The organism is Niastella caeni (assembly GCF_004834005.1).
GTDB classification, from domain to species: Bacteria; Bacteroidota; Bacteroidia; order Chitinophagales; family Chitinophagaceae; genus Niastella; species Niastella caeni.
In genome coordinates, this window is the sequence record NZ_STFF01000001.1 from 1813864 (window position 1) to 1830010 (window position 16147).

The 16147-nt window shown below is 42.5% G+C and carries 13 protein-coding genes; 6 read left to right on the top strand and 7 right to left on the bottom strand.

Features of this window, described 5'->3' with window-relative positions; translation table 11 throughout:
* Positions 1-78: 78 nt before the first annotated feature.
* Both FAM09_RS07310 and FAM09_RS07315 read left to right on the top strand, forming a co-directional pair.
* A complete protein-coding gene (locus FAM09_RS07310; RefSeq protein ID WP_136576387.1) occupies positions 79-2028 on the top strand; it encodes a M1 family metallopeptidase in 1950 nt (649 codons plus the stop codon).
* Positions 2029-2072: 44 nt separating this feature from the next.
* Positions 2073-2348, top strand: coding sequence for a hypothetical protein (locus FAM09_RS07315; RefSeq protein ID WP_136576388.1), 276 nt, complete (start codon positions 2073-2075; stop codon positions 2346-2348).
* A 76-nt stretch (positions 2349-2424) separates the two neighbouring features.
* Here FAM09_RS07315 and FAM09_RS07320 read toward each other — a convergent pair whose 3' ends face one another.
* Positions 2425-3234: a copper resistance protein NlpE N-terminal domain-containing protein gene (locus FAM09_RS07320; protein WP_136576389.1), complete on the bottom strand. Its 810-nt coding sequence runs from the start codon at positions 3232-3234 to the stop codon at positions 2425-2427.
* 194 nt (positions 3235-3428) lie between these two features.
* Positions 3429-3680: a hypothetical protein gene (locus tag FAM09_RS07325; protein WP_136576390.1), complete on the bottom strand. Its 252-nt coding sequence runs from the start codon at positions 3678-3680 to the stop codon at positions 3429-3431.
* Positions 3681-4390: 710 nt separating this feature from the next.
* Between FAM09_RS07325 and FAM09_RS07330 the strand changes: the two genes are divergently transcribed.
* Complete coding sequence (locus FAM09_RS07330; protein WP_166437047.1) at positions 4391-6616, top strand: FUSC family protein; 2226 nt, start codon at positions 4391-4393, stop codon at positions 6614-6616.
* A 181-nt stretch (positions 6617-6797) separates the two neighbouring features.
* Here the strand turns inward: FAM09_RS07330 and FAM09_RS07335 are convergent, their stop codons facing one another.
* Both FAM09_RS07335 and cmoA read right to left on the bottom strand, forming a co-directional pair.
* Positions 6798-7520, bottom strand: coding sequence for a methyltransferase family protein (locus FAM09_RS07335; RefSeq protein ID WP_136576392.1), 723 nt, complete (start codon positions 7518-7520; stop codon positions 6798-6800).
* Positions 7521-7536: 16 nt separating this feature from the next.
* Positions 7537-8265, bottom strand: a complete 729-nt coding sequence (cmoA, locus tag FAM09_RS07340; RefSeq protein ID WP_136576393.1) for a carboxy-S-adenosyl-L-methionine synthase CmoA — start codon at positions 8263-8265, stop codon at positions 7537-7539.
* 973 nt (positions 8266-9238) lie between these two features.
* Between cmoA and FAM09_RS07345 the strand changes: the two genes are divergently transcribed.
* Positions 9239-9655, top strand: coding sequence for a response regulator (locus tag FAM09_RS07345; RefSeq protein WP_243751613.1), 417 nt, complete (start codon positions 9239-9241; stop codon positions 9653-9655).
* Between the two features lie 21 nt (positions 9656-9676).
* The gene (locus FAM09_RS07350) at positions 9677-11206 is read left to right on the top strand and encodes a PAS domain S-box protein (protein WP_136576395.1); all 1530 of its coding nucleotides are present in this window, start codon (positions 9677-9679) and stop codon (positions 11204-11206) included.
* A 106-nt stretch (positions 11207-11312) separates the two neighbouring features.
* Here the strand turns inward: FAM09_RS07350 and FAM09_RS07355 are convergent, their stop codons facing one another.
* The 3 genes from FAM09_RS07355 to FAM09_RS07365 all read right to left on the bottom strand — a co-directional run bounded on the left by FAM09_RS07355 (position 11313) and on the right by FAM09_RS07365 (position 14313).
* Complete coding sequence (locus tag FAM09_RS07355) at positions 11313-11801, bottom strand: regulatory protein RecX (RefSeq protein ID WP_136576396.1); 489 nt, start codon at positions 11799-11801, stop codon at positions 11313-11315.
* 98 nt (positions 11802-11899) lie between these two features.
* The gene (locus FAM09_RS07360) at positions 11900-12997 is read right to left on the bottom strand and encodes a trypsin-like peptidase domain-containing protein (protein ID WP_136576397.1); all 1098 of its coding nucleotides are present in this window, start codon (positions 12995-12997) and stop codon (positions 11900-11902) included.
* Positions 12998-12999: 2 nt separating this feature from the next.
* On the bottom strand, positions 13000-14313 hold the full coding sequence (locus FAM09_RS07365) for a type III secretion system chaperone family protein (RefSeq protein WP_136576398.1): 1314 nt from the start codon (positions 14311-14313) through the stop codon (positions 13000-13002).
* A gap of 608 nt (positions 14314-14921) precedes the next feature.
* Between FAM09_RS07365 and dnaN the strand changes: the two genes are divergently transcribed.
* Positions 14922-16037 (top strand): DNA polymerase III subunit beta, encoded by a 1116-nt coding sequence (dnaN, locus tag FAM09_RS07370; protein WP_136576399.1) that lies wholly within the window; start codon positions 14922-14924, stop codon positions 16035-16037.
* Positions 16038-16147 lie beyond the last annotated feature (110 nt).

The following is a 16147-nucleotide window of genomic DNA, read 5'->3' on the forward strand; positions in this document are numbered from 1 at the left end:
GTTCCTATAAATATATTGGGCCGACTAAAAATTTTTAGTCGGCCCTTTTTCTTTTAAATTGCTTCAATATACACTTACATGCGCCAATTATTTTTGTCAGTCACCATTGCATTCATTTTTTCTTTTTCCTGCATAGGACAACCCAAACCAGTATATAACCCGGCAGAAACTTTTGCGCCGGGGTTCTATACAAATAAAGGCAGCACCATACGATCGGCCAATGGCGCTCCCGGTCCGGCTTACTGGCAAAACCGCGCCGATTATACTTTGCAGGCGACCATCGATACGGTGAAACAGCAATTGTCGGGTTATGCTATAATCCGGTATACCAATAATAGTCCAGATTCATTGCAATCATTGTGGTTGCAACTCGATCAGAACATTTATCAAAAAGGAGCTCGCAGCAATTACCTGTTCGATCAACAGCCGGAACAGTTTACAACAGGTTATGCATTTGACCAGGTACAAATAGAGCAAAATGGAAAAATTTTTACCGCCGATTATATAGTAACCGATACCCGGATGCAGGTTCGGCTTATAAAAGCCCTGCCTGCCAAAACCGGGAAGATCAACATTCGTATTAAATATCATTACACCATTCCCGGCGCATTTGGCGGCCGTACCGATTATGTGAAAACAAAAAATGGCACCATTTATGAAATTGCGCAATGGTATCCGCGTATGTGCGTGTACGATGATCTGACAGGGTGGAACACCTTGCCATTTTTAGGCAGCGGAGAATTTTACTGCGAATACGGCAATTTCGATTATAGTGTAACAGTTCCCTGGAATATGATCGTCGCTGGTGCCGGTGAACTGCAAAACCCCAATGAAGTACTTACGCCCCAACAAATAGCCCGACTGGCAACCGCCCGCAGCAGCGACAAAACAGTTATCATCAGGTCTGCAGAAGAAGTAACTGACCCGCGTAGCCGGCCGGTACAAAAAGGAACGTTAACCTGGCGTTTCAAAATGAATAATACCCGCGATGTGGCATTCGGCGCATCGGCTGCTTTTATGTGGGATGGCGCCCGGGTTAATTTACCCAATGGCAAAAAATGCCTGGCCATGTCGGTATACCCGGTTGAAAGTGACGGTAACGATGCCTGGAGCCGTTCTACTGAATATTTGAAAGCATCCATTGAACATTTTTCCAGCAAATGGTTTGTATATCCCTACCCTACTGCCATTAATGAAGCCGGCATTGCCGCAGGGATGGAATACCCCGGTATTTTGTTCGATGGCATGAATGACAAGGGCAAAGAATTATACTGGGTCACAGCCCATGAAATAGGTCATAACTGGTTTCCAATGATCGTTGGTTCCAACGAACGCAGCAACGCCTGGATGGATGAAGGCTTTAATACGTTTATTGATATTTATGCATCGGATGCTTTCAACAATGGCGAATATGCGCCCAAGCGCGATAGCGAGTACGCACCCGGCGGCGGTAATCCGGCTGATGAAATCCTGCCTTACTTAAGCGATTCAAAAGCGCCCTCAATGATGATGGCGGCTGATGCCATACCTGAAACGTATCGCCATCCGATCTCTTATTTCAAACCTGCCTTTGGTTTGTACCTGTTGCGAGAATACATTTTGGGTAAAGATCGTTTTGATTATGCGTTCAAACGGTATATTCATAACTGGGCTTACAAGCACCCTTCACCGGAAGATTTTTTTCGTACCATGGACAACGAAAGCGGTGAAGACCTTAGCTGGTTCTGGCGCGAATGGTTTTACAACAACTGGGCGTTAGACCAGGCAGTACAGCAGGTAACCATAACCGATAATAAAGTTCAGATCACCATTGCCAACCTTCACAAAATGGTAATGCCCGTAGTTGTTCAAATAGCATTCACTAATGGAACCACGCAGCGGTTCCAATTACCGGTTGAAACCTGGTTCCAGCATACTACCTACACACTGAGTGTTCCGGTTACAGCCACTATTACATCCGTTACCATTGACCCCGACCATCAATTGCCGGATGCCAACCGGCAAAATAATGTGTGGGCGGGTAAGTAAGCAGCCAATGAACTATTAACTTTGAGTAATAAAAATAGGAGCGAATGAGCCTGACAGAGAAATTATTATTCCTGGCATTTGGGTTTCTGGTCATCATTTTCATTGCCGTTGGATATTTAAATAAAAGCGATGCGTTAAAGCTTTTAAAAGAAAAATATGAAGCGGCATTGCAGGGAGAAGATCGGGCAGATGCTATTGCAGCCGGTCAGGCTTATTACCGTTCATTACGCGGGGGAGAATTAACTATTGAAGATGAACGGACTATTCTTCGCGACGTAGCTCACCTGCCAGAGCCGAACATTACAGAAGAAAATCTATAAATATATTTATTGCATAATAGAAGCTAGATTTCATTTAATTGGCTATAGCAACAAGCAAAGATCAATTTGCCTATTGTCAATTGCCTATTGCCCATTGATCATTCAACTTCACCCCACATCCCACATATATAATGCCGTTATACTTAACTTCTACTTTATATTCATACCAGTTATCGCTCATGCCATCGCTGCAAAATTGAGGCGTGATAATTATTTGCATGGTAGTTGAATCTTTTTGAGTGTTGTGCACATACTGCCTATTTTGTTGTACTGCCGTCACATAGGGAAATACGGCCGGCTGGCTGTTATCTACCTGCAAAAAACTGATCTGTTTATCCTTATCCATTTCCATCAACCAGAAAGGCTCATTACCCAGGGCAAAAAAATCAATCCCGGCGGTTTTCTTTTCCATCCAGGCAATATTATCTGCTCCTATGGTTTTACGCGTGAGGTAAATATCCGGGTAAACCGGCACTGGCGTACCCGTCATACTTAATTCAGTCAACCCTTTATTGGTAACAGCAAACCGTTTTGCAACGGCGTTGTTCACCAACAATTGCAACTGATCATTAGTGGTTTGCCAGCGGCCTTCTGTTTCAACAGGCGCTGCGTCTCTTCCATTAAACTCATCTTTCATGTGGAAGTGGTGATCTGCCAGGAAAAGAATTTTACGGGTGATATTCCGACAATCATTGCACGGTATTATACCAGTATAATAACCGGGCACAAAAGAAGTGGGCGAACCCAAGTCTTCCGTGTCATTTTGTTGTGTTGAATAGGGAGTATCAGAAGTTGGCGTAATGGCAGGTGGATGCGGTACAGGTACTGATGAGGGATTATTGCAGGCTATGGTAACCAGCATAAACAGGCCAAAACAGAATTTCATAATAATTATTACGAGCAAAGAGTGGGCCGTTGTTATGAAACCTGAATAATCTTATTGTTGATTTGTGATCTAATAAAAGGCTGTAAGCAGAGAATATTCCTATTAAAAAATCAGCAAAAGTAAGTTTTAGCGCATAACGTTAGAATAGGGTACGGATATTTGTAATTTGTCCTTCAGTAATAGGACCCATCCTGCTAGCTTGACTTGCCCTTGTGTTCCCAAAACTCTTTTACAATCCTTCCGTTAGCCATTTGTCTTAGCCGTCGTGTGAAGCGTTCTCCCTTTATCTGGCCGCTATCATCCTTACGGCCAAGGACCAGTACAATGGCATCCCCCTCTCTGTCGGTTTTAAATGACAGATCATAATGATTGCAATGCGTTTCAATACAAGAAGATGGTTGGTACTTCTTGCGCAAAATTTTTAAAACAGGTTCTTCCAGCTCCATAGTAGTAAATTTTTAACATGAGCAAATGAATTTCATTTTCATAGTTGGGCGAGGGCCTGCTTTCAACACCGTTATATGTTAGCCTTATCCTAATGAATCTAAAAAAAGCGGTCGGGGGAGTTGTAATCTATTAAGCATCTATCGTTAAGCGATTCAGCTATACTGTTATTTTACTAACACCGGTTAGTTCACCGGTTAAATAAGTACGTAGTTTACCCTGATTAATTATTATGGGTCAATAAAACGGTTAAAATAATAATGCCAGTTTATGTGAACCTACAAAATGCACAGTTTTTTTCGCACTTATACAAAAACGTGGCATATGTTATACAAATCAGGGAAGGATTTAGCGAATAAGGCGGTAGCTTGAACCACGCACAATATGGCCTGTGATGCATTTAATTGGAGAGCACGGAATGCCAATAGCTTCAAAAATTATAGCAGGTCTAAAAAAAGTTTTAGGAGAGCGGCATCCGAATTTAGACGGAAAATGTCTACAGCTTTTTAAAGTTACAACTTTACTAATATAAAAAACACACCCCTGTATTATGTTTGGCCCTATATTCCACAATTTTTATCAAAAGTCAAATGGCGAGACCCTGGTTGTTAAAATAGTCATATTATACTAAGCCATTTGTATTATCGTTTATTATCAACCTTTTACCGCTTACACCGTTAAAAATACGTACTTTAAATACGCTATGGATTATTTGAAGAAGTATAAGAGCTTTTTATACAGTTATTATCTCAGTTCCGGTGTAAGAATTACAGCAGGGGTGGTTTTACCTGCCGTCATTTTCAGTTATTTTGATATGCTGTCGCAAGGGGTGGCCATATCGTTGGGCGCCATGTGTGTAAGCGGCACTGATAATCCGGGACCTATTCACCATCGCCGCAATGGTATGCTGATATGCCTGTTGTTTTTAGTAGCGGTAGCCACTTTAACCAGCCTTGCAGCGGCTTACCCGGTTTTTCTGGGTATCCTCATCACAGTTTTTTGTTTTGTATTTTCCATGATCGGGGTATATGGCAGCCGGGCTATTTCCATTGGGGTATCGGCTTTACTAATCATGGTTTTACAGATCGGGCATCCCAGCCAGGGCAAAGAAGTAATTATTCAGGCAGCTTATATTTTACTCGGTGGGTTATGGTATACCGGCTTAAGTTTATTGTTACACAAGTTTGCGCCTTACCGGCTGGCGCAACAGGCATTGGGCGAATGCATTGCTGCTACGGCTAATTATATTCGAATTCGCGCTCAATTTTATGATGAATCGGCCGACTTTGATAAAGCATCACGCCATATGATAGAGCAACAGGTGATCGTTCACCAGGAACAGGAACTGGTGCGGGAGCTGTTGTTCAAAAGCCGTTATATCGTTAAAGAGTCTACCAATACCGGCAGAACCCTTTTGATGTTGTTCAGAAGCCTGATCGATCTATTTGAAAAGATAATGACCACTTACCATGACGATTACAAAGAACTGCATAAATTATTTGAAGGAACCGAGATCATGAGCCGCTACCGGCAGCTTATATTACAATTAGCTGCCGAGCTGGATGATATCAGCATTGCCGTAAAAAGTGGCCGCCGGTCGCGCGAAACAACGGCGCTCGCTGATGCAATCAAAGAAACGCGTCGTTATTATGTTGAATTGCGGAATAAAAAAAGGAACCCGGAAACTTTAGAATCTTTTATCACCCTGCGGAACATCCTGAGTAATATTGAAGACATTGCCAACCGCATTCATGCCCTGCATTTATATACTTCTTATCAGCAAAAAGTTACCACTACTACCGAACCGGGCGATTATGAAAAATTTGTCAACCGGCAGGATTTCAGTTTAAAAGTTCTTACTGATAACCTCAGCCTGCAATCCAACTTTTTCAGGCATTCCTTGCGGGTAAGCCTCGCTACCCTTGCAGGATATATTATATCCCTGTCGCTGCAGGTTGGCCATAACTACTGGATCCTGCTTACCATTATTGTGATCTTAAAACCTAACTATAGTCTTACCAAAAAAAGAAATTTCGAAAGGTTGTTTGGCACCATTGCCGGTGCGCTTGCCGGTTTGATCATTTTGTATTTTATAAAAGACAGAACGGCGTTATTTATGATCATGCTGGTGTTGGCGCTGGGTACTTACAGCCTACTTCGTACCAATTATATGCTGAGCGTTATCTTCATGACGCCCTATGTGCTGTTGATCTTTCAATTATTGTACGATACACCAATCAAGAATGTGCTTACCGACAGACTGATCGATACCGGTATCGGTTCGGCCATTGCCTTTATTGCCAATCTTTTGCTGGTGCCGTTATGGGAGCATGAACAGATCTCCACATTAATAGCTACGTCTATTGAAAAAAACACTGCCTGGTTTAAAACAGTTGCTACAGCCTTTATGGGGAAACAGGTACCGCCCACAGAATACCGCGTAAGCCGTAAAGAAGCATTTGTGGCATTGGGTAATTTGTCGGATGCTTTTACCCGCATGTTGTCGGAACCAAAATGGCAGCAGAAGAACATTAACTTAATACACCAGTTTGTAGTGTATAATCATTTGCTTACCTCGCATATCGCTACGTTATCGCATTTCGGACAACAATTTGCGACGATGAATGCAACGAAAGATTTTATTCCGGTAATTAACTACATTGAATCAGAGTTATGCGCTGCTAAAGCAATTATTAACAAGGAAGAAACGCTTACCGAAACAGCGCGGCCACCACATTGGCAACAGATCGATAAAAGAGTAACCACTTTAATGATAAACCGCCAGAAAGAACTACAACAAGGGTTAACAGATACCGACACCCGTAAATTATTATTGCCGGTAAAATCTGTTACCGATGAATTCAGGATCATCCACGATGTAGCGACTGATATTAAAAAGGCGGGTTTACAGTTGGTAGAAAGGGGTGAAATCCGCTAAAAGCCACAGGCTACAGGCAAAAGCCGAAAGCCAAGATCCTTTTAACCCCGTCTTCATCGGGGCAGGCTGTGAAAGCATTTAAAGCCCAGGCCGCGACCCTTGTAACATGTAACTTGCAACCTGTAACCTCAACTTCGCGGCAAGCGCAACCCAGGTAAACCGGCAACTGGTAACCGGCCACCTACTCCCTCATCTTTCCCGATTTCTTCAAATACCGCACAAACAGGTACATTACCAGCAGGAACGGTAAAATTATAGCCAGCAATAAATTGCGAAGTTGTGTATCGTAATTGGTGAGCTCGGGGTATTTGAATAATAAAATGAGGGTAATACCGCTGAGCCAGATGTATTGGGTGTTGTATTCTTTCAATATCCAACGACGCCATTTAAAGTGCATGCTTTTAAATGTAGTTGAAATGCCCTGCAACCTGGGTACCCACCGGTTCACCGATTTGGCGTACCTGTTATATTGATCGCCGAATTTGTTTCGTAGAAATTTCTCTTCGGCCAGCACAATGGCCTGGTATACAAAAAGAAAAAACGGAATAAATACCGCCACATACAGGAGAGAATTTGACAGCACGCCAACTCCGCACAACATTAAAATATTACCTACATACAATGGGTTACGGCAATGATTAAAAATGCCCCCGGTCACCAGTTCCTCAGCATATACCTTCCCCTCTTTACCGCCGCGTATGATGTAGGCAAGGCCAATGGTGCCCCCTCTGATCAACTGGCCGCTAATGGTAATGATCAAACCCAACGTAACAGGCCATACGTAATAATATGGCCCCAGGTACGAAGGCGAAAAAAGCGGCGCCGACGGAATAAAAAGTGCGAGATACAGGAACAGGAACAAAAAATTCCTGTACCGGAAAAAGAAATTACCGATTGAGATCATTCTTGTTATATACGTTTTAGTTTTTTACGGCAATCAGGCCTGAGAAGTTATACCATTTGAAAAATATTTCACAATGCGAAAACCCGGCTTCACGCAACATCAAAATGTTTTCGCTGAGCTTATAGGGGATCAATACATTTTCCAGGGCTTCCCGCTTTTGAGAGATCTCCATTTCACTGTAGTGCTGCCGTCTTTTATAATTGTAGTAGTAATCAATAAAATCGCGATTGAACTGACTCTCTTCCGCCAGAATTTTTTCTACTATGATCAATACACCATTATCCACTAACCCGTCAACTATTTTTTTGAGCAATTTTTCGCGGTACAATGGCCGTACGAACTGGAGTGTTAAACAAAGGATTACAACCGAAGCGTTTTTGATTTCAATTCCATTGTTAAGGTCGCCCACACACAGATCGTAGGGTCTGCTGATGCCGGCATCATCGAGCTTGGTCTTACATTTTTGCAGCATATCGGCCGAATCATCAATACCCACAAAACGAATATCCTTTGATATCGTTTGGTCCATCAGCAAAAATGAAGTCCCGGTAGAACAGCCAAGATCGTACACATTGGTCCCATCAAGTGCATGATTAGCAGCCAATTCGGCAATCATCCGCTGCATCTCACCATAAAACGGGACCGACCGGTTCACCATGTCATCGAAAACGTCAGCTACCTTTTTACTAAAGGTAAAGTCGGCCGGCTTTGCTGTCTGTTCTTTGAAAACTTCGTCTTTTAACATCGAGCTGGTTTCTTTTTAGGTTTTTTAATGAGACGACATTCGTTATTGGATATTGCTATTTTGTCATAAATAATTGTACCAGAAAAAAGCATTAAGCAGGCCTTTTTGTACAATTTTCCACCGTGTGATGTATTCAATATACTCAAAAATGCCCAAACAACCTATCATGTAGGCCTTCTTACCCAATTACAAGTAGACAAAATGGCAAATTGTGTAGACAGAACAATTAATAGTCAGGTTTAATTGGTTAAGACTGATATTTATAATGAAATGTATTTTTTACAACATGGACCATTTTGAGACAAAATTGTCCCAACGCAGGAGCCTGTTTGGCTCGGTCTAAGAGTTTGTCAGTAATTTAAAATAAGTTTAATATAAAGGCCGGGCAATTAAGCGGCGAAATAGTTTGAAATGCTTGCATGGCGTAGCATCTTTGTGTTGTTAACAGTTAACGCGAATCCAATTTCTTGAAATATCCAGTCCTGTCCTTTGAAAGCTATCTGAATCCAATAGTTGAAAAAACCATGTATCCAAACCTATGAGATCCGTCCAATCCTAATGTAGAAAAACCATTCGTTTACCAAAGGATCCCTTAAATGAAGTAATTACCCCGCTTCCATTCCGATTGCTATCGGTACGGAACGGGGTTTTTCTTTTTTGCTTACTAACGGATAAAAACCTCCTGCTTTATGCGAAATATGCTTATTTTTACTTATGCATGTCGGTTGCAGGTAAGCTCCTTCAGTTGCCCGGCATCGTTTCTCTCTGCAGGTTTTTCCCGATCATTCGCCTGAAACCAGTTGTTATAAAATGATCGAATCCCAACCCTGTGCAACTCAGGTTTTCCCGCGCATCCTATTTACTGTAATGGTGAAGTTCCCTGGTTAGGTTAATTGGTGATTTGTATTCAATTATTGTAGCGACTCTTAATCAGCTTTTAAAGAGAATGTCTCATTACATGAAACAAAAACTTATGTGCATTTTATTTATTGATGATGACGAACCAACCAACTTCTTAAACAAATTATTAGTGGAAGAAATGGGTTGTGCCCATCATGTACAGGTAGTTACCAGCGGTATGGAAGCGCTGGAATATTTAACGGGGACCGGTTCTTTTAATAACAACGAACAAAATCATCCCCGGCCCGACCTGATCTTTCTCGATATTAATATGCCGGGTATGGATGGCTGGGAGTTTTTAGATCATTATCAAAAACTTCCTCCACATCAAAAAGCAAACATTGTTATGGTCATGCTCACCACGTCATTAAACCCTGATGATGAAAAAGCAGCGCAACAAAATATTGAGATCTCCGGGTTTGAAAATAAGCCACTGCAACCCGAGGTGATAAAAAAAATATTAACCAGGTTTTTCCCGGAAGTTTGTTAAAGAACTTGCGATTGTTTCCTTATGAAAGATCCTAATGAAATTCTACTTGAAAACGAAAAAGCATTCAAATCTTTATTTGAACATGCTACCATAAGTATTTTAGTAACCGATGAAAAAGGTGACATAAACCTGGTTAATCCCAATGCCGAAAAACTGTTCGGGTATACGAAGGAAGAATTAACCGGAAAATCCATTGAACTGCTAATTCCCGAGCAGTTGAAAGATAAACACCGCCATTACCGCCAGCAATATTTTAAAGCCCCGAAAGCCCGCCCGATGGGATTGGGCAAAGACCTGTTTGCCCTCGATAAAAATGGCCGCACCTTCCCGGTGGAGATCAGTTTAGGTTATTATAAACTGGGCAGGAAGAAAATGGCCGTTGCTTTTATAACAGATGTAAGTGAAAGAAAAAAAGCTGAAGAAATTTTACGGTCGAGCGAAGAAACCACGCGGCTCATTATGAACTCCGCGCTGGATGCCATTGTTTGCATCGACACTGATGGTTATATCACCGTATGGAATCCGCAAGCTGAAAAAATATTCGGTTGGCTTGAAAGCGAGGTCAAAGGTCATCGCTTGTCGGAAACCATTATTCCTGTACAATACCGCGCTTTACACGAAGCAGGGTTGAAGCGTTATTTAACAACCCGGCAGCACACCGTCATCAATAAACTGATTGAAATTTCGGCGCTGAATCGCAATGGAAAAGAATTTCCGATTGAGCTAACGATAATACCAATGCGCCAAAAAGACAATGACTTTTTTTGCGCTTTTATCCGTGATATTACCGAACGGCGCGACGCAGAGGCCCGTCAAAAAGAATATGCAGAAGACCTTAAACGCAAGAACATTGAGCTGGAACAATTCGCCTACGTGGCATCCCACGACCTGCAGGAGCCATTGCGAACCGTATCGGGTTTTGTTGAATTACTGAAACGTCATTATAAAGACCAGGCCGATGAAAGTGTAACCAAATACATTAATTACATTACCGATGCCTCTGACAGAATGCGGCGCCTGGTGCAGGACCTGCTTGATTATTCGCGCCTGGGCCGGCAACGCATTCTGGAGCCGATCGACTGTAACCAGGTGGTAGCGGATGTGCTGTCGGACCTTACAATGGCTATTCAGGAAAGCCAGGCAGTTATACATAAAGAGCAGTTACCCGTTATTTCAGGCTATGCAACCGAAATAAAACAGTTATTTCAAAACCTGATCAGTAATTCGCTTAAATTCAGAAAGCCGGGTGAGCCGCCGGTTATATCTATATCGGTCATACCAAATGAAAACCATTGGCAATTCAATATTACCGATAATGGTATTGGTATTGAAGAAAAATACTGGGAACGCATTTTTGTGATCTTTCAACGGCTACATACCAAGGCGGAATATGAAGGGACCGGCATTGGGCTGGCCCATTGTAAAAAGATAACTGAACTGCACAACGGAAAGATCTGGCTAGATTCAACGCCTGATAGCGGGAGTACTTTTTATTTTACTGTTAGGAAGAGGAGTAACGATACGTGGGTTGGAAAAGGCAACAAGGTATAAAGGCAACAAGAAAATACAGCTACAAGCCACACGCTGCATGCTGCACGCACATACAGATCGCGCTATTCAACTAACTTGTTAACACGGTAACTTCTCAACTTTCCAACTATTCTTTCCCCTCCTTCAACTCATTCACTACACCCTTCACCAACTCCGGCTCAAACCCTTTTTGCAACAAATAATCAGTGGTTTTAGCCATCTTTACAAACCCATTCACACCTTCGCCTTTTATGGTGCTCCATTTTTGTTTAGCCAGCTTGTGCAATGTTTTATCGTAGTCTGCGGCATCCAGTTCTTTCAGGGCTTTGTTGATACAATAATCGCTTACCTGCTTTTGCTTCAGGGCATGTTTTATTTTCACGCGACCCCATTGCTTCATGCGAAATTTTCCGCCGGCAAACTGAATGGCAAAACGTTCTTCATTCAGGTAATCCTCTTCTATTAACTGCGCCAGCGATTCTTCTACCATTTGCTTTCGCAAGCCAAAAGAATATAGTTTTTCTTTGGCTTCTATATGGCAGCGTTCCTGGTAAGCACAATAATGCCGCAGTTTTTGCAGCGCCTGCTCTTTGGTAAGTTGTTTTCTCTGTAACATCTCGTAAATCAAAAATCGGGAATCACTTGTTGATTCCCGATTATATAAACTGTAACTTTTCAACATTTGAACCCCAACTCGCCGGGGCAACCCATCAACTACTCTTCAATCCTATCCAAGCAACCAAACTCATTCTTCAGCAGGTCATCATAAAAATCGGCCTTCTTAAACAGGTTGTCAAAGGTTTTTACACCGCTTTCTTTGGTGATATCGAGGTCGTACATAATGCACGATAAAACAATGTTCTGCTTCTGACAGCTTAATACCAGGCTGTTCGTGCGGTAGTTTTCCTGCAACAGGAACTGGTATAGTGGCTTTATCTTAAGTGCATCCTGCGGCATTTGCACCAGGTACGCATCGCTCACCACAAAGTAATTTTCAGCATTGTAGGTGATCTTGATCTTGGCGCTTCCTTCACGAACTTCCCAGCGGTTCACACCATCGCGGGAAAGCTTAATGTCTTTACCCAGTTCTTTCAGGATATCTTCAATGGTTTTGGCCACACCCGTAGGAACTACTTCCTGTTCTGGCATCACCGGCAGTTTTACTTCGGTACCGCAGGCCGGACAATATTTCTCCGAATCAATATTGTTAGGCAACACCAGGTAATCGCAGCTATGGCAACGGGTACTGGTAACCCCTTTATGCGGTGCATACAACTGCAGGGCAGTCCGCAGGTAATTCACCGGTAAGGCAAAACCCATGTTATCGCCGCCTTGTATGCGGAATGAATTCACACCAATTACTTCTCCATTTGCATTCAATAGCGGCCCCCCGCTGTTACCCGGATTGATGGCTGCATCTATCTGAATAAATTTTAACCCGTCGCGAATGCGGTCTACTTTCGAAATAACACCTTGCGTTGCGGAGTAATTAAAACCATAAGGGTGGCCGATAGCCAGCACTTCATCCCCATCTTTCAGGGTTTCATACTGGCCTAACCGTATAGCCGGTATTTCAACATTGGCCGGGCTTTGTAAAAAGGCCAGGTCGTGTTTGCGATCGGTATACCAAACCCGGGATAATGTTTTTTCAAAAGTTTTACCGGCAATGGTTACTTCGGCATTGTCCTGCACCACGTGATCATTAGTTACTATTATATCAAATTCCTTTAAATAAAAGCCGGTACCGGTACCGGTTTGTGTAGCTATTTGTATGATGGCTGGATGAAACTGCCCGATTATATCTTGGACCATAATTAGTTTGAATCAAAATTTAAAAAAGTGATTTCCGTACTAAAACTGCTGTTGAAGGCTACAAGGCTGTTGAACTTCAGCGTATCCATTCTGAATTGCAGTTTGGGATACTTTGCTTTCCAGGTTTCAACAATTTGTTCAATCCGTTCGCGAATGGCTTCGGGATCGAACCGGTTGGCTGCAGCGTCGTAATAGGGAACAGTAAATCCAAGCGCTTCAAAATATGCACGATAGTTGATCTGCATAAATAACAATACCAGTTCGCTGAGCGCTTTGGGCAAACTATATGAATACTGGCTGAATGAAAGCGCGTATTCCATTACATTGTTTGCAATTAGCGGATAGTTGTTATCCTGGTACCAAACCGCATTTTGAGCGGCGGCGTTGATCGCGTCTACTATTGTTTTGTGATGTTGCGGTACAACGATGGCAAACGTATGTTTTGAGCGGAACAGGTATGGGTGCACTTCCTCTTTTGACTTACTGAGAAGTTTCTTATATCCTTCTATCATCCCCTGGTTGCGCTCCATGGTTTGCTTCTCATCTTTTCGATAATAGATCTCCACTATCTTTTCAAGTTCGTTCAACAGCTTGCCGTCGGGACAAATCAAATAATCAATTCTGAAAGCCAGGGACAGCAACAGGTAAGCAATACCACCGGAGAACTTATCTGCGTCTAAAGAGGCTGCATAATCAAGCGTTTCCCTGATCCAAAGCATCATGAAATCGTATTTCACGTCTTTTTCTGACTGGGGAATTTCAATGATATGTTCCGTATCTACTGTTTGCAGTGCGGCAAATTCCTGTACCAGCAGGTCGTCGAGCTTATCGGCTTTAATGGCCAGTTCTTTTAAACCATAGTACAGCTTATTGGGATTGGCAGTTTTTATATCGCTGTCGAAGCGCATGCACAACCGGTCATTATCGAGTGCATAACGGCTGTAATAGAGGGTAAAATTCATTTCGAGCAACCGGCGCATGACAGGTACGTTGGGTTGCGGCATTTTGGCCAGGGTTATTTCGGCTTTCAGGCTATCCTTGTCAAATTCGCCTCGAACGATCTTTGAACCCTGGAAAAGCTGGAAAGTGCCACTGTCGTTGGTGCGGTTCAGGATCACATTTCCCTCTTTGTTGTCGGCCAGGTAATCGAAAAATGCATCGATGCTTTCGTAATATGACTGTTGCTTGAACAGGTTGTCGGCATCGGTCCAGCGGCGTACTTTTTCTACCGTTTTGTTGTTATCGGAATAGCGGCCAAAAGGAATCTCCGGGTTTTCCGGCTTCTTCTTACCCCGACCGAAAAGTTTGTCGAACATATAAGGTTTTATTGATTATAAATACAAATCAGGTTACTATATAAACACCAATATACAAGGTAAAATTGCTGCTTGCTCCATATTTAATCAATGACTTACAAAAATGCCCAGAAACGCTAAAGGTTTAACGCCCAAAGCTTAACGTTTAAGCCCCGGCATTCGGCGCTTCTCTTTCTCTGCCTGTTTGCCGGCTGGTTCAGCATTTTGCACCGGCGATTACGACTACGGCCGCCTGAGGCTTCATCAAAGAAAGGCCTGCTGCCCTGGATTCGCCTTCAGCATTCTGCATTCGTGTTCTGCGGCATTACCGTGCATTAACGAAAGCACTGCTTGTATAAGTATTATAAGGGAAAGCCGCCTTAACCAAATAGGTAGAAAACCAGTTGAATTGTCCCAGTTTTGCAGTAAAACGACGGTAACGGCCTTCATTTACATTCTACGGTTTGGGAAGTGGTAATATTGAAAATGGCGCCCAATACACATTTCAGGCGCCGGCTTTTCAATGCCGTTGGCAGGCAAGTTATGATTTTTGTGGATTTCGTGTTTTAAAAAAAGCGGGTAAATTATTAAGTCATAACCCTATATTTGCTCAAATCTTAATCAGTTATATGAAGTTTATCGTTTCATCTTCGGCTTTATTGAAACAATTACAACAGATTAGTGGGGTGATTAATGCCAATACGGTATTACCGATCCTGGAAGATTTTTTGTTTGATGTACAAAAAAATCAACTATCGGTAGTAGCAACCGATTTGGAAACGGTAATGAAAATACAACTGGAGGTAGAAGCGAAAGATACCGGTCGGGTTTGTATTCCTGCCAAAATACTGATGGATTCTTTAAAGAACATTCCTGAGCAACCGCTTACGTTTAATATCGATAAGAACTATGCCGTTGAAATTACCAGTGATAACGGTAAGTATAAAGTGATGGGCGAAAATCCCGATAACTTTCCCAAAGACCCGGTTGCTGATGAAACAAATTCTTTCACCGTTACTTCATCAGCCCTGGTAACCGCTATTAACAAAACGCTGTTCGCGGTGAGTAACGATGACCTGCGTCCTGCCATGACGGGTGTATTCTTCGAAATGGATAAAAAAGGATTGCAGTTTGTGGCTACAGATGCGCACCGCCTGGTACGGTACAAACGCACTGATGTAAGCTGCCCTAAAAGCGATTCGCTGATCGTTCCTAAAAAACCGCTCACGCTGTTGAAATCAGCCATGCCGGTGAACGATGATGAATTGACCATCAGCTACAACAGCAATCACCTGTTTGTAACACATGGTACTACACAATTAAGTTGCCGCCTCATCGATGCGCGGTTCCCTGATTATAAAGTGGTAATTCCTGCCGACAACCCATATAAATTAACTGTTAACCGAACCGATTTTCAGGGTGCTTTACGCCGCGTAGGTATATTTAGTAATAAAAGCACCAACCAGGTAGTATTGAGTATCAGTGGCAGCCAGTTACAGTTAACGGCTCAGGACATTGATTTTTCTTTTGAAGGTAATGAGCGCATGAAATGCCAATACAATGGTGAAGACCTGCAGATTGCCTTCAACGCCAAATTCCTGATTGAAATGTTAAACGCTACCGATACAGATGATGTAACGGTTGAGTTATCAACTTCTACCAAGGCTGGTATCATAAGACCAAGTGATCAGGATGAAAATGAAGAGTTAATGATGCTGGTTATGCCATTAATGTTGAATACCTGATCGCTATTTTTATATATTTTGTTATTACATAGCAAATCCCGCCAAGGCGGGATTTTTTCTTTTTATGATGACAAAAAATTATAAGTGAAGCAGATAAAAAATTAAACGGT